Source organism: Acinetobacter sp. MYb10 (assembly GCF_002980175.2).
GTDB classification, from domain to species: domain Bacteria; phylum Pseudomonadota; class Gammaproteobacteria; order Pseudomonadales; family Moraxellaceae; genus Acinetobacter; species Acinetobacter guillouiae.
In genome coordinates this window covers 2,317,318-2,339,882 of the sequence record NZ_CP058272.1, presented here as the reverse complement: position 1 = coordinate 2,339,882, position 22,565 = coordinate 2,317,318, and the positions used below count along the sequence as shown (strand labels likewise).

Sequence of the window (22,565 nt, the reverse complement as noted above, 5' to 3'; positions counted from 1 at the left end):
TTTTTTTATGTCTAGTAGATCAGAGTTAATATGCAGCTTGTTGTTCTGACTGAATCGCCGTCAATGCAATGGTAAAGACAATATCATCTACCAATGCACCACGAGACAAGTCATTTACAGGTTTATTTAAACCTTGCAGCATTGGACCAACACTGACGACATTGGCAGAGCGTTGAACTGCTTTATAAGTTGTATTGCCTGTATTGAGATCTGGGAAAATAAATACATTGGCACGCCCAGCCACTTGAGAGTCTGGTGCCTTAGAGCGGCCAACACTTTCAACAGATGCAGCATCATATTGTAAAGGACCATCAATCAGTAAATCTGGACGACGTTGTTTGGCAATTTCCGTGGCTTTTGCAACTTTTTCAACTTCCGCACCTGCACCTGAAGTGCCGGTTGAATAAGAAATCATGGCAATACGTGGATCAATACCAAATGCTTTTGCCGAATCTGCAGATTGAATTGCAATCTCCGCCAATTGTTCAGCATCTGGATCTGGATTGATTGCGCAATCACCATATACATAAACTTCATCTGGCAACAGCATAAAGAAGATAGAAGAGACCAATGAGTATTCTGGTGCAGTTTTGATCAACTGGAATGCAGGGCGCACCGTATTAGCAGTGGTATGTACAGCACCAGAAACCAGTCCATCGACTTGATCAAGTGCCAGCATCATCGTACCGAGTACCACAGTATCTTGCAGTTGCTCACGTGCTTGTAATTCGTTGAGTTTACCTTTGCGTAATTCAACCATGTGCGTCACGTAGTTTTCACGGATCAGATCTGGATCAATAATTTCTAAATCCACAGGGAGTTCAATATTACGTGCTTTAGCGACTTCAAGCACCGCTTCAGGTTTTGCTAACAATACACATTGCGCAATACCACGAGATTGACAAATTGCTGCGGCTTGAATGGTACGCGGTTCATCGCCTTCAGGCAGTACAATACGTTTTTTTGCAGCAATAGATTTTTGTACCAATTCATGACGGAATGCAGAAGGGGATAAACGGGGTTTATAGTCACCATTCAACATCTGGGTTAACCATTCTGGATCAATATGGCTTGAAACGAAGCGGGTCACTTGATCGGCACGTTCAGTATCATCCACAGGAATTTCATTGCTTAAATTGGCAAGTTGCTGTGCGGTTTCAAAGGTACTGAGTGGTGTATGTAAAATCGGTAGACCATTTTTAATTGCAGACTGGCAGAACTCTAAAACCAATGGATTTGGCTCATGGTGTTCAGTTAAAACTAAACCTGCGAGTGGAATGCCATTGCTGGTGGCTAAACTACTGGCCAATAACACATCAATACGATCAGAAGCACTGATAATCAGTTCGCCTGCAACGAATTTTTGTAGCTCATGTTCAATATTTGACGCAATTAAGCTGCTGTGCAATACACGGCGTGTGCTGGCTTTGCCCTGATTAATCCATGTGGCTTGAATTTGTTTTGCTAGGTCTGAGATGCGTGGCACACTCAAGGTGTCACTGAATGGAACTAAGCCAATAATTGGAAACGCTGCTGAACCAATGTGTGCATGAGTTTTTTGAATTTCGGTTTTAAATTTTTCAGTATCTGCAACTAAACGTAAGCTTGGATCAATGGTCACCGGAATTTGTGCAGATTCAGCAGGTAGACCACGGGTACGCATAAACAATACGCCTGCGTTACGCGATGATGATGCACCGCCAAAATTACGTACTTGTGCTTCAACTTTTTCAGCAGTTTGCTCTGGTTTTTCGATATTGGCATTGCTGACAAAGATAACTTTGGCATCTAAAGCTTGCGCCAAAGAGGCATTTAAATCACTGGCAAAAGCATCACGTGCAGTAGGGACTAAGCCTTCTACAATCACAATGTCATGGGACTTTGCAATTTGGCGTTGTAAGCTGACTGCTTCTTCAAGGAGCTCATCAGTTTCACCATCATTGAGCTGTTGCGTGATTTTTGTATAAGCTATCGGTTCAACCGTATCTAATTTTGAGATATGACGGTAAAGCGCAGTGGTACGGTCTGGTTCAGCAACTAATTCTTGTGAAAATGGTTTTACAAAGCCTGCTTTAACGCCTTGGCATTCCAATGCATAGACTAAACCTAAACACGCAGACGTTAAGCCTACGCCTTCCCCAGTTGGAACCAATAAAATTGTTTTCATAGACGATTCTTTAATCAGTAAAAATATGTGAATTTATGGATAAATTGAAGATGAATATCTCCAATCATCTGTTTCACTCAACATCTTTTTAGTGGTGTATACAGTGATCGCAAAAGGATATTCATCTACAAGACTGGTTTATATATTTATGCCAGCTTAAACGATTACAAAACAGCTTTATATCAAAAATCTGCTCAAGATCATTTTTAATAACGAGCTTGAGTATGCTGCTATTTCAACATGTATACCCAAAGCTCGTACAAGACTTACGACAGCTTAAGCTGTCGCAATATCAGATTCAGGCTTTTTTGCGGCCTGTTGTACCTCGTGTTCTACAACATGAACAGTTTCTTTAGCAATACGACCTTCTTCATCAGTTGGTATTACCCAAATTTGAGGACCTGTTCCAGCATCAATTCGACCTTCTGTACCACGTTTTAAACCGTCATTCTGTTCTTTGCTGAGGTTGAAACCGAAGTGTGGTAAGTAAGCAATCGTTTTTTCACGAATATAGGCAGAATTTTCACCAATACCGCCTGTAAAGAATAAACCATCGATACGCGGTAAACCGCAGCTTAATGCCGCAAGTGATTTGGCTAGACGATAACAGAATACTTCAATCGCCAAAGTCGCATCTTCATTGCCTTGTTCTGAAGCTTCAATCAAGGTACGCATATCATTTGAAAGATCTGATAAGCCCAGTAAGCCTGATTCACTGTTCAGCATTTTATCAATTTTATAGATGTCCCAGCCTAGATTTGAAGCAAGGAAGCTATGAATACTTGGATCAACATCACCACTACGGGTACCCATGACCACGCCTTCAAGCGGGGTCAGTCCCATGGATGTATCGACACTTTGACCATTCCAGATAGCACAAGTTGAGCTACCATTGCCTAAGTGCGCTGTTAACCAACCGCCATGTTTGTAGCTACCCGCAAGTTCAGAACCACGTTCAGAAACATAGGCATGACTGGTGCCATGGAAACCATAACGACGAACATTGTGTTGTGTATACAGGAACTTTGGTAAAGCATAACGATATGCATGTGCAGGCATGGTTTGATGGAATGCTGTATCAAATACTGCAACTTGCGGTAATTCAGGGAATAGACGCATTGTCGCATCGATACCGACTAAGTGAGCTGGGTTATGCAGTGGTGCAAGTGGTGTTGCTTCACGAATTTTTTCTACAATTTCAGGCGTCAATAACTCAGCTTTGGTTAAGGTACCGCCATGAACAACACGGTGTCCAATGGCTTGAGGTTTATACTGTGATAAACGACCTAAGATGGTTTCTAAAGCTTTTTCATGGTCTGCATAGGGAATTGAAAGCTCAAGCGGTTGATTGCCCGCTGTGATTCCTTTAATACGTGCATCAGCAGAGCCTAGGTTTTCTGCTAAACCAAAGATTCGATCTTCACGACGTTCAGAAACAAGCGCATATTTGATTGATGAAGATCCGCAGTTAATTACTAATACTGATGTAGACACGTTTGAATACCCGAAATTATAATTTAAAAAAGTCATCCTGATTGATCTGATTATGCTTGTTTATAAAGGGCAAATTAGATCAGCAGTCATGTTGTACCATGTGTAGTTTTTTTGTCCTAGATAGACTTTAGGTGATTAGACTTTTGGACTATCGACCTGATATTGATTAATAATTAATATTTATCAATTGATTGTTAAAAATTATCACTCATTGTTGTTTTAATCTATCAGCATTATATAGTTTCTTGTAAATAATCTTGTCCTATCCAAAGGTAATCTTTACGTCTTTCTAAAAGACAAGCACATATTTTTTATCAAAATTTTAAATTGATTGATGTTTTTACTGTGTATTAAAAATAAAAAACTCAGCACTTATGTTTGAGATAAATGCTGAGTCGAGTTATTCAAGCTTGGAATCAATGACGAATTTGACCATCACCTAAAACAATCCATTTTTGCGAGGTTAAACCTTCAAGACCGACTGGGCCACGGGCATGAATTTTATCCGTAGAAATACCAATTTCAGCACCTAAACCATATTCGAAACCATCAGCAAAACGCGTTGAAGCATTGACCATGACTGAGCTTGAATCTACACGGGTCAAGAATTGACGCGCTAAGCTAAAGTTTTCAGTGATGATTGCATCGGTATGATGTGAGCCATATTTGTTAATATGTTGAATGGCTTCTTCAATCCCCGTCACAATTTTCACTGCCAAGATTGGACCTAGATATTCTTCATACCAATCTTCTTCACTGGCTGGTTTTACAGCATTGCCTAAGATTTTTTGAACATTGATACAGCCACGTAATTCAACGTTTTTTTCTGCATAAAGCTCAGCGATACGGGGTAAAAACTCTTCCGCAATTTTTTCATCAACCAACAATGTTTCCATTGCATTACACACACCATAACGATGTGTTTTTGAGTTTAATGCGATAGGAAGTGCTTTATGTAGATCTGCCTGCGCCTCAACAAAAACATGGCAGTTTCCATCAAGATGTTTAATCACAGGAATGGTTGCTTCATTGGTAATGCGTTCAATCAAGCCTTTACCGCCACGAGGTACGATAACATCGACATACTCAGACATGGTAATCAATTGCCCCACGGCAGCACGGTCAGCGGTGTTAATCACTTGTACACAAGTTTCAGGTAAGCCCGCTGCTTTTAAACCATGTTGAATGGCTTCAGCAATTGCTTGATTTGAATTCAATGCTTCTGAGCCACCACGTAAAATGATGGCATTGCCAGATTTTAACGCAAGTGAGGCGGCTTCAAGGGTAACGTTTGGGCGTGATTCATAAATCATACCGACCACACCTAAAGGCACGCGCATTTTACCAATCTGAATACCTGTTGGACGGAAAGCAAGATCCGTGATTTCACCAATCGGATCGACAAGGCTGATGACATCTTTTAAGCCTTGTAACATCCCTTTAAAGCGCGTGGGGTTGAGTTCTAAACGATCAAGTAAAGCACTATCCAATTGATTGTCACGACCTTTGCTCATGTCAATTTGGTTGGCGGCCAAGATTTGCGGTTGACTATTTTCCAAAGCAGTATAAATCGCAGATAAGGCATTATTTTTTGCAAGTGTAGTTGCGCCTGCCAAAACACTAGCGGCTTGGCGTGCTTGCTTCCCTACAGTTTGCATATACTGTTCAATTGAGTCTTGCATAGCAGTTTATTTGATCATTAAAAATTTCCCTTTGATAGTAGCAGTCTAAGTAAAGCCAAGGAAGTATTTCACTGAAATAAACTTATTTTGCAGCGTTGAAGCGTTAAATATCTTGCAAAATCTTTTGCCATTTAAACTGGATAAACGGTCAATTTAGCGATTGCGTATAAATCACACATCTGTAAGAATGAAACAATAAGGACATTGATGTGATACAGAATTCATACGTATCACGAATTTGAAAGAATAATGCGGGTCAAAATCTTGCATATTAAAAGAATAAAGCAAGGATGGAGGAAGGATATGAATTCCATTATCCAAATGGACACAGAATCACACCAATCTTTATCAAGCTTTGGTTTTTTCGACATATACCACAAAAACAGTTTTAAGCAGGAGCCAAGAACAACTTGGATTGATGGCTGGAAAATTGAGTATATGGCGATCGCAGATCCACGAACAATTCACAATACACCGATTGTGATTGTGGGCGGAGCGTTCCAAAACTTTAACTCATATAAGTATTGTGTTGAGCAGTTCTTTGAAAGTGGCCCAGTCATTTTGATTGATTTGCCCTCTATGGGCGCCAATCAACAAATCACCAATATCGACTCTGGTTTATCTGCGGGGACATTAGAATTACCTGATCTTTCTCGTATGTTGGGACAGTGGCTTGATATTGTGGCGATTGAAAAGGTTGCCGTGGTGGGGATTTCTTTAGGTTCCGTGATTGCTTCATTTTTTGTTGATCAACGCCCTGAACTGGTCGAAAAAATGATCTTGATGGGCGTGATGCAAGAAACCCGTAAAAGCTGGCGCATGCTGTTAGAAGAATCATTGATGTTGATGAAAGAGCAACGTATGGGCGAGTTTGGTCAGGCCGTGATTTTGTATTTAGTCAATCATGCCAAGCTTGATAAAACGCGCATGTCGCCCACAGCCAAAAGATTGTTCTTTAAGCAAATGGCTGAGTTTTCAAATACTGAACAAGAACGTTATGAAATCAATTGTAATCGTCTATTGCGGTTAAGCCATGTACCGGTTCCTCAAGTGAATACACTGGTGGCATGTGGTCAATACGACAGTTTTACCTTACCTCATGAAAATGCAAACTTTGCTTTGCAATGCCCAGATATGCAGTTTGCAATGATTGCCAATGCCGATCATGTTCCACAATTACAACGTCGTAAAGAAACCATGACTTTATTCACCACTTACTTAAAAGGTGGGTCGATCCAAGGACTGGATGGTATTGTCAATTTCACACGGGAACAAATGCAGCATATCGAGCGTCGTGGTGAAAATCGTATTCAAGTGCTTGATCCACATCGTCAGTTGACACATCGCCATTCAAATAAAGTGATTCAGGTTGACGTGGTTGATTTAAATTACTTTGGTTTATTGATGCGTTTTGATCATCAACAAGATTTAGCTTTTGTAAATCAACATACCCGTGATTTGGCTTTAAATTTAAGTGATGATGAAGGTGAGTTTGCGATTGAATGTTTGATTTTTGAAACCTCTGCATCTGGTGTTCGCGCACTATTTAAGCATGGTAGCTTTGAAAATGCAGATCGCTTATTACGGTTTATTGCACGCCAGACTCAAGCAGTGCAGTTATGTATAGCGCAAGAAGGCGCGGTGGCTTAAGCTTTTGACATATTGATCTGTTAAAAAACCAGTCTTTTGGACTGGTTTTTTTATTTCTCAGAATTGAAGTATTTAAATCTCGAAGTGTTTACGTTTCGAAATATCAATAAATGATTACTTTAGCGTTGTGCATCAATCATCCACACCAAATCACCTAGATGTTCTTCAGTATTGTATTCAGTTGAATCTGTATTGAAATAGACACGGGGCTGAATCACTTCAACTTTTTGAAAACCAGCTTGGTAGATAAAATTTCTGACTTGTTCTGGTGTGACAAAGTGAAAAGTAAAAGCACTTCGTGACATGACTTTTAACAGCTTGCTGCTGTTCCAAATCACTTTTGCCAATTTATTTTTTACTGGTTCAGGGTAAAGGTCGGTGAGATAATGCAGACTGTTAAAGTCTTGCCCATAATGGGCAATCGATTGAATCAATTGTTGTAACAGTTCTTTAGTGAAGTAGTTAATTAAACCTTCACTGATCACGACAAGTGGTCGTTGTGGATCAAATACTTCAAAGGCTTTTTTAAAATCCTCTGTAAATAAGTCAACAGACAACACATCTGGGCTATTGTGATCAATTTGCTTAAGCGCCGTTTGCTTGGTTTTTGCCATATCGGGTAAATCTAATTCACGATAATCAATCAAGGGATAATGTTGCCTAAACCACCAGCCTCTTGGTGACAGTCCAGCGGCTATTTCCAATACTTGTAAGTCAGGAGACTGTTCAATCAGTTCAGCTAAACGCTCATCCAACATGGTATGACGTTGCTTGAGTGTGGTACGCATACTGCCACCGACATATTTTTCTCCCCAACTTTCTATTGGGTGGGCAATCATAGCCAAAGTTTTACCTTTGGATGTGGCGAATAAGGGATGAGAAATGCCCATTTGATACCAAATATAGCCTGTGTAATGGGCTGTAAATGAAATATGGCGGTGCTTGGAAAGTTGCTGGTCTGACATAGTTATCCTTAACTTTTATTTTTTCTAATGGGGGCATGATGAAAAGCAATTAAAACACGACTAAAAATTTAATTTTGCTTCGTCGTCTTTTTTGATCCTTTGCTATCCTCCCTTTGAAAGGAGGATAGCTTAAATCTCTTTAATCATTAAAGGCTTAAAATTTGCCCCCGCTTGTCATCAAGAGGGGCAGGGAAATTGAGTCATTTAGCGTAATATCCTAAGGATATTTCTCTATTGGTTTTAAAGTGAATTTTTAAATTCTTCAATGACTTTTTTGACAGCTTGCCATTCATTTCCAAGATCAAATGTTTCACCAATACTGATCTGTGGAATTTTGCCACGCATACGTTCTAAACGTGCTTGATTTGGCAAAGGTAGGTTTTCGATCCCAGCCAATGCAATACATGCCGATTCACGGTTATTGCACACCAAGCCCATATCACAACCTGCTTCGAGGGCAGCACGGATACGTGCATCTGCTCCACCTGCAACACAAGCTGCTTGCATGCTTAAATCATCCGAGAACAACACACCATCAAATTGAAGTTCTTGGCGTAAAATCGTTTGAATCCAGTAAGGTGAAAAACCAGCAGGATTTGGATCTACTTTTTCATATATGACATGTGCAGGCATAAGTGCATCCAGCTGAGTTTGTAGCTGAATAAAGCTCTGCATATCCTTGTTATAAATATCTTGGTATTCACGAGGATCAATTGCTGCAGCAACATGAGAATCTGCTTTCACAGAACCATGTCCAGGAAAGTGTTTTCCTGTGGTTGCCATACCCGCACGTTGCATTCCTTTCATAAATGCGCTAGCAAGCGGCACAATATCTTGTACATTTTTTGCAAATGCACGATCGCCAATTACATCACTAATGTCATTCAGATCTAAAACAGGTGCAAAACTAAAATCAATCCCCACTGCAAGCACTTCAATTGCCATGAGCCAACCACACTGTTCAGCCAAGGTTAAGGCTTTTTCAGGTTGAGTTAAGTAAAGCTCACCAAAATGCCCCATGGCTGGTAGTAGGGTAAAGCCTTGTTTTAGACGTTGTACTCGTCCACCTTCTTGATCAACGGCAATAAGAATGTCGGGGCGAATTTGGCGCATATGATCGGTTAAAGCGCGAACTTGAGCGGGTGATTCTATATTTCTTGAAAATAAAATCATGCCACCGACTTGCGGAGTTTGTAATAGTTCAATATCTTCTTGAGTAAGTTCTGTGCCTGCAATATCAAGCATCAATGCGCCGATCATAGGAATCCACGGTTGTATTTATATAAACTGGGAAACAATACCCGATTTCTGCAATGATTTGCTACACTTACTCAGTACAGATTATGCTAAAACTACACAACATAAACAGATAAAGTCGTTTAAGATATTGAAACTGTTGAGTTCAGATTGAAAAACGATATAGAAATTGGAAAACCCAAGGAAGTATTAAGAATTTATGAAAATTCAAACTCTCGCTTGCGCTATAGCACTTGCAACAGGTGGTTTATTCTTTACTCATACCATCAATCAGGCAATGGCGGAAACCAATGCTACAAACGTGTCTCAATCGATTCATCCTTCACAAGATCAAGCCTTAGTGACACGTCAACTTGCAACATTGATTGACCGTCAGCATTATTTGAATATGCGTTTAGATGCAAATACATCAAATCGTATTCTCGACATGTATATTGATAGCCTTGATCCAGAGCACACCTTATTTTTAGCTTCAGAAATTGAACAATATAAAAAGCAATATGGTGCAACACTCGGCGCAAAATTAAAAGCAGGCGATTTGTCTGGACCATTTGCGATTCATGCGCATTATCGTGCACGTTTAAAAGAATTTTATGAATTTGAATTGGCTGAACTTAAAAAGACCCAGAACTTAAATCAGCCAAATGAATTTATTGATGCAGATCGTGAGAAAGCTGAGTTCTTTGCCAGCAAAGCCGAGTTGCAAAACTATTGGCGTAAGATGCTGGTGTCGCAATTAATCAATCTCACTATTGCTAAGCAAGAAGATCAAGCCAAACAAAAAGCATTAAAAGATGATCCAACATTGGCTAATGGTCAAGATTTGGCAGCGTCAGAAGATCTTACACCTGTTCAAACACTTACCAAGCGTTATACCCGCCAACTAGAGCGTATCGGTAGAACCAAGAGTGATGACGTACTGGAACGTATCCTCAATGCAATGACCTTGACCTACGATCCACACAGCAATTATTTCCCACCTGTTGATGCTATGGAGTTGAATCGTCAAACCACCTTACAACTTGAAGGTATCGGTGTTTCGATTCGCCCTGAGCGTGGTAATGAAGACTATACCAAGATTGAAACCATTGTAGATGGTGGGCCTGCAAGTAAGACCGGACAGGTCAAATCTGGTGATCGCATTATTGGCGTTGCACAAGATGGCAATAAAATGGTCGACGTGATTGGTTGGCCAAGTTCTGAAATTGTTGGCTTGATTCGTGGTAAACGTGGCACCAAGGTGTCAGTGAAATTGTTGGCTGCGGGCGCTTCTATGAGCCAAGCACGAGTTGTGACCATTACTCGTGATGTGATTCAAGAAGAAGATGCCGGTGTGCGTTCACGTACTGTAGAGCTAACACGTGATGGTAAAAAACATAAGTTTGGTGTTTTAGAAATCCCATCTTTCTATCTGAACTATCGCGCACGTCGTGCAGGGACTGAATACCGTTCTGTTTCAGAAGATACCAATAAAGCATTGAAGTCACTTGCAGCACAAAATGTTGAAGGGATTATTATTGATTTGCGTAATAACCCCGGTGGTTCTTTAGAAGAAGTTGCCAAAATGATTGGGCAAGTGATTAAAGAAGGCCCAGTGGTTCAAATCCGTGATGGTAACGGCAATGTGAGTGTGTTTGAAGACACTGATGGTGGTGCGCAAACTTATTCAGGTCCTTTGGCTGTTTTGGTTAACTTAGCATCTGCTTCTGCCAGTGAAATTTACTCTGCTGCCTTACAAGATTACGATCGTGCGGTAATTTTAGGAAGTACGACCACGGGTAAAGGGACTGCGCAAGTTCAATTGGATAGTCTTGCCTATGGTCAAGCAACCTTAACGCAACGTAAATTCTACCGTGTGACTGGTGGTAGCACCCAAAACAAAGGTGTGATTCCAGATATCAAACTGGTGGATATTTATGATGAAGAGTTTGGTGAGCGTAAAGCTAAAAATGCTTTGAAATGGGATACGATTCCAACTGCGCCGTTTAAACGTGAAGGATCAATTCAACCGTATGTGGCACAGCTTGGTGAAAAATCAAAAGTTCGTGCGGCAGGCGATCCACAGTTCCAATACCTAGAGACACGTAAAGCGATTGCTCAAGAAACCAAGGATCAAAAACGAATCTCTTTAGATATTGATAAACGTAAAGCAGATTTGGTGGCGCTTGAAGCAAGAACATTGGCTGCAGAGAACAAACGTCGCAATGAAACAGGATTAAAGCCATATTCAAATTGGGAAAGTTACCAAGCAAGTTTGGATGCCTTGGCTGAATCGAGAGCAAAAATGAAGGTAAACCAACGTCCGTCATTGCCTGAGGAAGAGACCTTTGTGAATGAGGCTGCCAATGTTCTGTTAGATTTGGCACATCTAACAAGTAAATAACTAAAAATTCTATTTAGGTAAAATAAAAAAGCATATCTCGGATATGCTTTTTTTATTTCGATTCAAAAAATAACTTGACGTTCAATAGGATAGTGATATTTTAAGTAAAACGAACGTTCTTTAAAAAAGGTGAACCTTCTCGCAATTTTGCGTTGTATATATAGAGGTTGCTTATAACAAAAATAGGTTCATTACTGGAAGTAAATTTTTATGAGTTATATGAGTTATGATAGTAATCTCGTAATAGGTTCTGCATGTATTGCAGTTATCATCTGTTACGTAGCTATTTCATTAGAACAACTCATATTTACCCAACATACTCCTCGTCTACAGAAAATTATCTTGTGTTTAAGTGGCATGGTTTTTGGCTTCGCCATTTGGGCAATGCACTTTGTCGGAATGTTGGCTTGTGATCTACCACAAGGTTATTCCTTTGATCTAACATTAACCGTGATTTCCTATATTATTGCCGCATTGGCTTCGACTTTTGCGATATGGTTGACCACTCAAGAGACCTTGCCGATTGTACGGTTGATTTTAGGTGGATTGTTGATGGGGCTGGGAATTTCAGGGATGCATTATATTGGCATGCTGGGGTTAACTATCCCAAATCAACAAGTTGATTATGATGCTATTTTGGTGATGCTCTCTGTCATCATTGCGATTAGTGGTTCTGGCTTGTCTTTCTGGCTCGCATTTAAATATAAGAATTCTTTTAACCATAAGATGCTTTATAAAATTGCTGTATCGATCATGATCGCTCTCAGTATTGTGGGAATGCATTATATCGGTATGGCAGCAGCAACGATCTCATCGGTGCATGACCATCATTTTGGAAGTCAATTACACGAAGGGCAAGGTATTTTATTGTTTACCATTATTTTTGTAGCGAGTTTAATACTTGTTTCTGCTTTTTGTGTGGCGATTTTAGAACGAAGATTAGAAGAACGTAGTTTACAGTTATTACAAGCCAATAAAGAGCTTGAAGACTTAGCACTTCAAGACAATTTGACTAAACTTCCAAACCGATTATTCCTTGTTGAATATACTGATGCTTTATTTTTAGATTATAAGGATATACCGTCTAAAATTGCTTTTATTTATATTGATCTAGACCGCTTTAAATCAGTTAATGATGCATTTGGTCATCATATCGGTGATGAGCTTCTGGTTAAACTCGCCCAGCGTTTATACCCTTTACTTAAGGATGGGCAAAGGCTCACTCGTATTGGTGGAGATGAGTTTATTCTGATTCTTGAAGACTCTAATCGTAATGAAGCTGAAGCGATTGCCGAATTATTCTTACAAAAAATACAAGATGGTTTTCAAATCTCAGGTAAAGAAATCAATATTTCTGCCAGTATTGGCATCGTATTTTTCCCTGACCATGGGCAGAACTTACAAGACTTATTGATCAATGCTGACTCCGCCATGATGCAATCTAAAGAGCAGGGGCGTAATACTTTTAGTGTTTATAGCAGTTCATTAGACCAACAACATCAAAGCCGAAGTCAATCTAAACTCATTAACGATTTATATAAAGCAGTAGAAGAACAACAATTTATTCTATTTTATCAACCTAAATTCACAGCCGACTACCAAATTTGTGGGGTAGAGGCTTTAATCCGTTGGAAGCATCCAACCCTAGGTTTATTAGCCCCGAGTATGTTTATTGATGGCGCTGAGCAAACCGGTCTGATTATTCGTATGGGCTATTGGGCCTTAGAGAAGGCATGTAAGCAAATTCAAGAATGGGAAGATAAAAAATATGCTTTTGGTCCCATCGCCGTAAATCTTTCAGCTGTACAATTTGAACATAAGCATTTGATTGAAACTTTAGAAAAATTGATTCAAAAATACCATGTCAAAAATGGTAATTTAATTATTGAGATTACTGAATCTACAGCGATGCATCATATTGATGATAGTATTCAAACCTTTGAGAAATTAAGAAATTTAGGTATTCGACTGGCAATTGATGATTTTGGAACGGGGCATTCGAGTTTCTTGTATTTAAAAGATTTACCGGTAGACGAATTAAAAATCGATCGAGAATTTATCCGTAATTTGTGTGAAGGTTCAAAAGAACAAATCATTTTAGAAAGTATTATTCATTTGGCGATTCGTTTGGGTCTGGTGGTGACGGCAGAAGGCGTTGAAACTGAACAGCAGGCGCAGATTCTTAAACGTTTAGGTTGCCAGCAATTACAAGGTTATTTGTTAGGAATGCCGCTACCTGTAGACCGTTTGGAAACCAATTATAGTATGGTTAAAGCCATACCTTAAATATAAAAATATTCAGCAAGCTAAAGACTTACTACTATCATTCAAAAGAGGTTTAAGCTGAGCGTAATCGCGTTTTACTTAACCATCATCACTGTATATTGAGATCTACGTTGATCTTTAAAACGATTTGCTTATCGTCCGTATCGCTCATCCTCTTTCTAGCATTTTTGCTATGTCTGCGCGATCAAAGTGCTTAATCATATAGCAACAATCGTTAAAAACGACGCTAAATCTGATACAATATCGCCAATTTTTGAATTCCCATTTTCCAGTTCAAGTACATATTTATAAATGTGTACATAACTGTGTACATATTGTAGATTTTTTATGTTTAAAGATGAATTAGCGGCGCAAGTCGCTCAGCGACGTACCTTCGCTATTATTTCCCACCCCGATGCTGGTAAAACCACAATGACAGAAAAACTGTTGTTGTGGGGTAAAGCAATCCAAGTTGCAGGTATGGTTAAAAGTCGAAAGTCTGACCGTTCTGCGACATCTGACTGGATGGAAATGGAAAAAGAGCGTGGTATTTCGATTACTACCTCGGTCATGCAGTTCCCTTATAAAAATCATGTTATCAATCTACTTGATACACCGGGACATGAAGACTTCTCTGAAGATACCTATCGTACTTTAACTGCCGTTGACTCAGCGTTGATGGTGATTGATGGTGCAAAAGGGGTCGAGGAACGGACCATCAAATTGATGGAAGTGTGTCGTATGCGCGATACCCCGATCATTTCTTTTGTCAACAAAATGGACCGTGAAATCCGTGAGCCATTAGAATTGCTTGATGAAATTGAAAACGTGCTTAAAATCCGTTGTGTGCCGATTACTTGGCCATTGGGTATGGGGCGTGACTTCGCTGGCGTATATAACATCATTGAAAATAAGCTTTATGTATATAAAGCGGGTTTTGGTTCGACCATTACAGATATTGAAATTCGTGATGGATATGACTATCCAGACATTCGTGAAAAAGTAGGTGATTTGGCCTTTGCTTCATTTGAAGAATCTTTAGAATTGGTGCAAATGGCGAATGATCCGCTAGATCCAGCGGAGTTTTTAGCAGGTCGTCAAACACCAGTGTTGTTTGGTACAGCGTTGGGTAACTTTGCGGTTGACCATGTATTAAATGCATTTATTCAGTGGGCACCACAACCAAAAGCACATCCAACACATGAACGTACTGTTGAAGCAACGGAAGAAGGCTTCAGTGGATTTGTATTTAAAATCCAAGCCAATATGGACCCAAAACACCGTGACCGTATTGCTTTCATGCGTATCTGTTCAGGTAAGTATGAGAAAGGTTTAAAGATGAATCATGTGCGCATTGGTAAAGATGTGCGTATCAGTGATGCATTGACATTCCTTGCGGGTGAACGTGAGCAACTTGAAGAAGCTTGGCCTGGCGATATCATTGGTTTACATAACCACGGTACGATCCAGATTGGTGATACATTCACTTCAGGTGAAAAGCTCCATTTTACGGGGATTCCACACTTTGCACCTGAAATGTTCCGCCGTGTACGTTTAAAAGATCCATTGAAATCTAAACAATTGCAAAAGGGTTTAAAAGAGCTTTCAGAAGAAGGTGCAACGCAGGTGTTTATGCCGCAAATTAACAATGACTTGATTGTTGGGGCTGTAGGTGTACTTCAGTTTGATGTGGTGGCGTATCGTTTGAAAGAAGAATACAAAGTAGATTGTATTTATGAGCCAGTCAACATCAACACAGTGCGTTGGGTTTCTTGTGATGATGAAAAGAAATTTAATGAATTTAAGAAAAAGGCACATGACCAACTTTCTGTCGATGGTGGTGGGCATTTAACTTATCTCGCACCAAGCCGAGTAAATCTACAATTAATGCAAGAGCGTTATCCAGATATTCAATTCCGTTCTACACGTGAGCATTAAGTTCAGCTAACTTATTGCAAAATGTAAAAACAGCTTCCTTGTGAAGCTGTTTTTGTATCAAAATACAATGCTTTTTGTCCAAAGGGATTTATGCAGTGCAATTTTCAAAAAAAATAATTTCAGTGCTTTGCTTAAGTACAATGGTTTTGGTTGCATGTGATTCTAAAAAAGATCAGGACAAAGATGGTTCTGTATTACAACCCAAACAAGAAGCTGCTGAGGTTTTACCTTATTTAAATATTCAAGAAACCAAAGCTGATTATGCCTTACCGTTTTGTGAAAAGAACAATTGCATTGAAATTGATATTCAAACCATTAAAACCCAAGACAATTGGTTAAATCAGTGGATTGCAAATAGTCAGTCCAAGGTGATTCAGGCACAGATTGATTTAAAACAGAACATGACCTTACAACAGGCAATCAATGCTTTTGTCAAAAAGTCAGATACTTGGCAAGAAGAATTCCCGAAAAATAAAGCGTTTGAACTGCATATGCAAACGCGTATGGCTTCACAACGCAATCAGTATGTTTTGTTGCAAGTTTCAGTCAATAGTTTACAAGCGGATGTCAGTATCAAAGAACGACAGTACTTTTTTGTTGCTGACCGGAAATTGAAGAAAAGCTTAAGTATTTTAGATGTGATTGATGCTAAATATCAGAATCAACTGAATATCTGGGTACAAGAAAAATATGCGGAATGGTTAGAAAAGCAAAATAGCGATGTGAAAAAGAATGCGCCTAAAAAGTTATATTGGGGGCAAGCCGATTGGTTCTTTGATGGTGAAGGTGTTGGGTTACATTATCGCGCCAATGAAATTGTCGAAGATGGTACCCAGTTGGATATTTATTTGAGCAAAGAACAGACGCAAAAAATACTCAAGCCTGAAGTGTATCAACGCATGTTCTAAGGTGTATCTTGATCATTCTGCCATTTTAGCTGGATTCTAAAGCGTAACGGTTAAGATCAGTTGGTCCATGTTGAATTGACTCAGCGATTAATAAACTTGAGCCATGTATTGCAATAACGCTTCAATTTTCATACAAATTTTGATTGAGGATTTGTATAGAGAAGAATAGGCTAATGAATATAGAGATTAAAAAAATCTTGGCTTGATTCGTTGGATAGGTTTGTGAAATGTTAAATCAAAAAAGTACTTTAGCGCTTTCAATTCTGGTGATCACTTTAGGGTTAACTGCATGTCAAAAATCTGACTCGAAAAAAGCAGAGCCAACAGTTGATCAAAGTGCTGCATCTCAAGTACCTGATACTTCAATGTTATTACAGGGCGATACAGAAAAAGTAAAATTGACTCTGCCCGAGTGTAATGGCAATACCTGCCCTGAGTTTTCTATAGAAAGACTGAAAAGTAATCAGGCTTTTGTTGATGAAACGATTGATCAAGCGATTTTAGATAATCTGGATAAAATGCTGGATATCGCGCAATTGAGTAAAGCGAAAAAAGATGCAGATCAGCAGCAAACGGCTTCACAAGCTTCAGCAAGTGAGGTGCAAGCCAATAAGACCCCTGTTCAGCAATTGCAAGAGCGTGTACAACCTTATGCAAATTCATTTCTTGAGATGGATAAAGAGCTTAAAACATTAGGGGCAAGTGGCCAGATCACGATTAGTTTAAGTCCTAAAATTTTAAACTCAGATAAACCTTTAGCGACGGTAGTATTAAATACCAGTAGTTATTTAGGCGGTGCACATGGGGCATCTGCGCAAACCTATTTTAACTTTGATTTGGTGAGTAAAAAACAAGTTGGCTTGGATCAAATCATTGAAGCCAATCAAAAAGCTAAATTTGAAAAATTGGCACATGATGCATTTAAAACTTGGGTTATCGATTCAAAACTTGCTGAAAGCGTCAATGAATATGAACAGGCGTGGAAGTTTACATTATCAGACAATTTCTATTTGGGTAAACAAGGTCTGATTTTACAATATGGTGAATATGATATTGGACCTTATGTTGTTGGCTTACCGCGTTTGATGATTCCTTACGATCAGTTAAAAGGCGTGTTGAAAAGTCAATATTTCCCAGCGGAGATGCAAGTTGATCAGCCAAGCAGTTCTGCACCTGTTGCAAGTGGGAAAGCGAAATCCTAATGCCTTGGCCTTTGTTTGATACACATACGCATTTTGATGTTCCTGATTTTGATCTGGATCGGGAACAATTGGCGTATCAAGCAAAAAAGGTGGGTGTAGAACATTTGATTTTGATTGGGTTTCTATATGAACGCTTTCAAGATTTGATAGACACTCAGCAATTTTTAAATCAGCTAAATAATGCGCCCCGTAGCCATCTTGCCCCGGGGTTGCATCCCTTTTATATCGAACAACACCGTCTAGAGCATTTAAATGCTTTGGAAAATATACTGAAAACTGAAGCTTGTATTGCGGTAGGTGAAATTGGCTTAGACACGTTTCTTAAACAGCATAAACAAGCTGAGATTTTTCAAAAACAACAAGATTTTTTTTCAGCCCAAATTGAACTTGCCCAACAATATGATAAACCCATTCTTCTACATATTCGTAAGTCACATGCTGACGTGCTTGCAATGTTGAAACAGCACCAGTTTAAACATGGTGGTATTGCACATGCTTTTAGTGGGGGAATAGAAGAGGCAAAAGCCTTTATTAAATTAGGCTTTAAACTAGGTGTCACAGGACAAATTACCAATCCAAATGCCAAAAAACTGCATGCAGTTGTACAAGCGGTTGGTGCGCAACATTTAGTGCTAGAAACCGATTGCCCAGATATGACACCACTGTGTTGCCAGACATCTGACCAACAGCATACCCGTAATACACCAGTGAACTTGCCTTTTGTCTTGGCGGGTTTAGCTGAAAGTTTGGCAATGGATCAAGCAACATTGGCAGGTGTGTTGTGGAAAAACTCACATGAATGCTTACATTTACTGATGTAAATTTGAATAAAAATAACCAATCAACAACACCTAAAATAAATATTTGTCTTAGATTTAAACAAGTACTCCAAGTAGCCAATAAGAAAGTTAACGCCAAGCTGGAGGTTCAACCAATGGCAAAATATGGTCATATCAATCGTTTAAATTCTCTACAAGACCTAACTGTAGGGGATACAAGATATAAAATTTTTAATTTAAAACAGGTTCAAGCGAGTTTAGGTGATATTTCAAAATTGCCTAAATCACTCAAAGTATTATTGGAAAATTTACTTAGATTTGAAGATGATCAAACCGTGAGGCAAAGCGATATTCAGGCGATTGTCGATTGGCAAAAAAATAAGACTTCAGATCAAGAAATCCAATATCGCCCTGCACGGGTCTTGATGCAAGATTTTACCGGTGTACCTGCTGTGGTAGATTTGGCTGCGATGCGTGCAGCTGTACAGAAAGCCAATAAAGATCCCAATTTAATTAACCCTTTATCTCCAGTGGATTTGGTCATTGACCACTCTGTGATGGTGGATCACTTTGGGACAGATCATGCCTTCGATGAGAATGTCGAAATTGAGATGCAACGTAATGGAGAACGTTATCAATTCCTCCGTTGGGGGCAGTCTTCTTTTGATAATTTTAGTGTAGTACCACCTGGAACAGGGATTTGCCATCAAGTCAATTTAGAATACCTAGCTCAAGCAGTGTGGCTGGGTGAAAGTGATGGTGAGGTATTTGCCTTTCCCGACACCTTAGTCGGTACAGATTCACATACCACAATGATTAATGGTTTAGGTGTATTGGGTTGGGGTGTGGGGGGAATTGAAGCCGAAGCGGCCATGCTTGGACAGCCGATTTCAATGTTGATTCCAGAAGTGATTGGTTTTAAATTGACAGGGAAATTGCGTGAAGGGATTACCGCAACGGATTTGGTTTTAACCATTACTCAGATGCTACGTAAAAAAGGCGTGGTGGGTAAATTTGTTGAATTTTATGGTGATGGGTTGGCATTTTTGCCTCTTGCAGACCGAGCAACCATTGCCAATATGGCACCCGAATATGGTGCAACATGTGGCTTTTTCCCGATTGATGAAATCACTCTAGGCTATATGCGTTTAACGGGTCGTAAAGAAGACCGTATTGCATTGGTTGAGGCTTATTGTAAAGAACAAGGTCTATGGCGTCATACCGGGGATGAACCTGTATTTACAGATGTGCTTGCTTTGGATATGGGAACAGTTGAAGCAAGTGTTGCTGGCCCGAAACGTCCGCAAGATCGAGTGGCATTGCCTGATATCCCACAAACTTTTAGTGCCTTAATGGCGTTGGATCTTAAGCCAGCTAAAGGTGAAGAAAAAGAACGTTTAGCCAATGAAGGTGGTGCGGGTAACGCCATTGACTCAAAACAGTCTGCATTACAAAATGAAGAACCGCATTGCGTGATTGACGGTAAGCGCTATCCATTGACGGATGGTGATGTGGTGATTTCTGCGATTACCTCATGTACCAATACTTCTAATCCAAGTGTGATGTTGGCTGCGGGTTTGTTGGCAAAAAAAGCCATCGAAAAAGGCATTCAACGTAAGCCATGGGTCAAGAGTTCTCTGGCACCAGGCTCTAAAGTGGTAACCGATTATTTAGAAGCGGCAGGGTTAATGTCTTATTTAGACCAGTTGGGCTATAACCTCGTTGGTTATGGTTGTACCACATGTATTGGTAATTCAGGACCTTTGCCTAAACCGATTGAAGACGCTATTCAGTGCCATGACCTGAATGTTGCATCGGTACTTTCAGGTAACCGAAACTTTGAAGGGCGGGTACATCCACTGGTAAAAACCAATTGGCTCGCATCACCGCCTTTGGTGGTTGCGTTTGGTTTATTGGGTACCATTCGTAGTGATATTACCAGCACAGCATTAGGGCACGATCAGCAAGGACAACCAGTATATCTCAAAGATATTTGGCCGAGTCAAATCGAGATTGATGAGGTGCTACAAAAAGTTAATACAGCAATGTTCCATAAAGAATATGCGGCAGTTTTTGATGGTGATGAAAAATGGCAAGCAATTCAAATCCCAGATTCTGAAACCTATGAATGGGATGAAAACTCAACGTATATTCGTCATCCTCCATTCTTTGAAGGTATTGATCAACCCGCGAAACCAATTAAAGATATTCTTAATGCAAATATCTTGGCCGTTCTTGGTGACTCAGTCACAACAGATCATATTTCTCCTGCGGGGAATATTAAGAAAGACAGTCCAGCGGGGCGTTACCTAGAAGCGCAAGGTGTCGATCAAAAGGACTTTAACTCTTATGGATCTCGTCGTGGTAATCATGAAGTGATGATGCGAGGTACCTTTGCCAATATTCGTATCAAGAATGAAATGCTCAATGGCGAAGAGGGCGGCAATACCCTATATATCCCGACAGATGAGAAGTTAGCCATTTACGATGCTGCGATGAAGTATCAGCAAGATGGTACGCCGTTGGTCATCATTGCCGGTAAGGAATATGGCACAGGCTCATCACGTGACTGGGCGGCGAAAGGCACCAATCTTTTAGGGGTAAAAGCGGTGATTACTGAAAGTTTTGAACGAATCCATCGTTCAAATCTGGTTGGTATGGGGGTTTTACCGTTGCAATTTGTGGATGGTCAAACTCGTCAATCACTGAACTTAACTGGGCATGAACAACTGTCGATTTATGGACTTTCTGATGACATACAACCACATGAAACTTTAGATGTGGAGGTTAAACGTGTCGATGGTTCAATAGATCGTTTCAAAGTGTTATGCCGTATTGATACTTTGAATGAAGTGGAATATTTTAAAGCAGGTGGTATTTTGCATTATGTACTGCGTAATTTAATCGCTTCATAGTCTAATCAATAAATCACAATATATTTCAGTTCTCCAAGCCCTGTATAGAATGCAGGGCTTTTTTTATTGTGTTGGAGCAAGACACGCTGTCGATAAATGAGTAAAATAGTGAGGTATTTTTGAGTTGATACTAGACATGACTGAACTTTTCCAAAATGATGAATATGAGCGCCGTTTTGCAGGCGTAGCCAAAATTTATGGAGAAGAGACATTCAATCACTATGAAAAAAGTCATGTCATGGTGATCGGTATTGGTGGGGTCGGCTCATGGGCGGTTGAGGCCTTAGCACGTACAGGGATTGGCGAGTTAACACTGGTCGATATGGATTCAGTAGCTGCTTCAAATATCAACCGACAGCTGCCTGCAATGACCTCTACTTTAGGTCATGAGAAAATTGAAGTCATGGCTGAACGTTGCCGTTCAATTAATCCTCGGATCAAGATCAATTTGATTGATGATTATCTCAGCCCTGACAATGTGAAAGAAATTTTAGAAAATGTTCCCGATATTATTTTAGATTGCATCGATGACGTTAAAGCAAAATTTGCACTTATGTTACATTGTCGTTTTAATAAAATTCCTTTGATTGTTTCGGGTGGGGCCGGTGGTAAGCTTGATCCTCTAAAAATTCGTGTTGCTGATTTATCTAAAACAGAACAAGATCCGATGCTTGCAAAATTGCGGAGCCAGTTGCGCGCCAAAGGCATTTGTAAGAAACCAAAAGAAAAATTTGGCATTACTTGTGTGTATTCAATTGATAATCCTTTTTCCAGTGTTGATGTGTGTGCGAGTGCAGGCTTGCGCTGTGGTGGATATGGCTCGGCTGTGGTGGTGACTTCTAGTTTTGCGATGGTCGCCGTTGCAGAAGTGTTGAAAAAGTTAGATCGGATCAAATAAGTGCTTGGTATTTTTAAGTAAAAGTTTAGATGCATTTAAAAATCATAAAAATTCAGTTAAAT

Annotated in this window: 13 protein-coding genes and 2 pseudogenes; 10 read left to right on the top strand and 5 right to left on the bottom strand. The window is 39.8% G+C overall.

Features of this window, described 5'->3' with window-relative positions; genetic code table 11:
• Window positions 1-25: 25 nt before the first annotated feature.
• The 3 genes from pta to CQZ96_RS10830 form a co-directional block, all read right to left on the bottom strand.
• Window positions 26-2,167, bottom strand: a complete 2,142-nt coding sequence (gene pta / locus CQZ96_RS10840) for a phosphate acetyltransferase (RefSeq protein ID WP_105713364.1) — start codon at window positions 2,165-2,167, stop codon at window positions 26-28.
• Window positions 2,168-2,443: 276 nt separating this feature from the next.
• Window positions 2,444-3,661, bottom strand: coding sequence for an acetate/propionate family kinase (locus CQZ96_RS10835; protein ID WP_034610100.1), 1,218 nt, complete (start codon window positions 3,659-3,661; stop codon window positions 2,444-2,446).
• Window positions 3,662-4,077: 416 nt separating this feature from the next.
• Window positions 4,078-5,343 carry a glutamate-5-semialdehyde dehydrogenase gene (locus CQZ96_RS10830; RefSeq protein ID WP_004726553.1) on the bottom strand — a complete coding sequence of 422 codons (1,266 nt, stop codon included), beginning with the start codon at window positions 5,341-5,343 and terminating at the stop codon, window positions 4,078-4,080.
• Between the two features lie 303 nt (window positions 5,344-5,646).
• Here CQZ96_RS10830 and CQZ96_RS10825 point away from each other — a divergent pair.
• Both CQZ96_RS10825 and CQZ96_RS21905 read left to right on the top strand, forming a co-directional pair.
• Window positions 5,647-6,694, top strand: a pseudogene (locus CQZ96_RS10825) (alpha/beta fold hydrolase); the annotation flags it as partial.
• A gap of 77 nt (window positions 6,695-6,771) precedes the next feature.
• Window positions 6,772-6,993, top strand: a pseudogene (locus CQZ96_RS21905) (alpha/beta hydrolase); the annotation flags it as partial.
• 119 nt (window positions 6,994-7,112) lie between these two features.
• On the opposite strand, the gene CQZ96_RS10820 reads toward CQZ96_RS21905, so the two are convergent.
• The gene (locus tag CQZ96_RS10820) at window positions 7,113-7,958 is read right to left on the bottom strand and encodes a class I SAM-dependent methyltransferase (protein ID WP_004726557.1); all 846 of its coding nucleotides are present in this window, start codon (window positions 7,956-7,958) and stop codon (window positions 7,113-7,115) included.
• Between the two features lie 240 nt (window positions 7,959-8,198).
• Entirely contained in the window at window positions 8,199-9,218 is a 1,020-nt protein-coding gene (gene nagZ / locus CQZ96_RS10815) for a beta-N-acetylhexosaminidase (RefSeq protein ID WP_105713363.1), read from the bottom strand.
• A gap of 196 nt (window positions 9,219-9,414) precedes the next feature.
• Between nagZ and CQZ96_RS10810 the strand changes: the two genes are divergently transcribed.
• The 8 genes from CQZ96_RS10810 (at window position 9,415) to CQZ96_RS10775 (ending at window position 22,503) form a co-directional block, all read left to right on the top strand.
• Window positions 9,415-11,598 carry a carboxy terminal-processing peptidase gene (locus CQZ96_RS10810; RefSeq protein ID WP_105713362.1) on the top strand — a complete coding sequence of 728 codons (2,184 nt, stop codon included), beginning with the start codon at window positions 9,415-9,417 and terminating at the stop codon, window positions 11,596-11,598.
• A 210-nt stretch (window positions 11,599-11,808) separates the two neighbouring features.
• A complete protein-coding gene (locus tag CQZ96_RS10805; RefSeq protein WP_105713361.1) occupies window positions 11,809-13,884 on the top strand; it encodes a putative bifunctional diguanylate cyclase/phosphodiesterase in 2,076 nt (691 codons plus the stop codon).
• A 327-nt stretch (window positions 13,885-14,211) separates the two neighbouring features.
• Window positions 14,212-15,801, top strand: coding sequence for a peptide chain release factor 3 (locus tag CQZ96_RS10800; RefSeq protein WP_004723253.1), 1,590 nt, complete (start codon window positions 14,212-14,214; stop codon window positions 15,799-15,801).
• A gap of 140 nt (window positions 15,802-15,941) precedes the next feature.
• The gene (locus CQZ96_RS10795; RefSeq protein ID WP_105713360.1) at window positions 15,942-16,709 is read left to right on the top strand and encodes a hypothetical protein; all 768 of its coding nucleotides are present in this window, start codon (window positions 15,942-15,944) and stop codon (window positions 16,707-16,709) included.
• A 227-nt stretch (window positions 16,710-16,936) separates the two neighbouring features.
• A complete protein-coding gene (locus CQZ96_RS10790) occupies window positions 16,937-17,911 on the top strand; it encodes an RsiV family protein (RefSeq protein WP_004723251.1) in 975 nt (324 codons plus the stop codon).
• A complete protein-coding gene (locus CQZ96_RS10785) occupies window positions 17,911-18,732 on the top strand; it encodes a TatD family hydrolase (protein WP_105713359.1) in 822 nt (273 codons plus the stop codon). The genes CQZ96_RS10790 and CQZ96_RS10785 overlap by 1 nt, the downstream gene beginning before the upstream one ends.
• Window positions 18,733-18,845: 113 nt before the next feature.
• Complete coding sequence (gene acnA / locus CQZ96_RS10780; RefSeq protein ID WP_105713407.1) at window positions 18,846-21,605, top strand: aconitate hydratase AcnA; 2,760 nt, start codon at window positions 18,846-18,848, stop codon at window positions 21,603-21,605.
• 136 nt (window positions 21,606-21,741) lie between these two features.
• Window positions 21,742-22,503, top strand: coding sequence for a ThiF family adenylyltransferase (locus CQZ96_RS10775; protein WP_004818936.1), 762 nt, complete (start codon window positions 21,742-21,744; stop codon window positions 22,501-22,503).
• Window positions 22,504-22,565 lie beyond the last annotated feature (62 nt).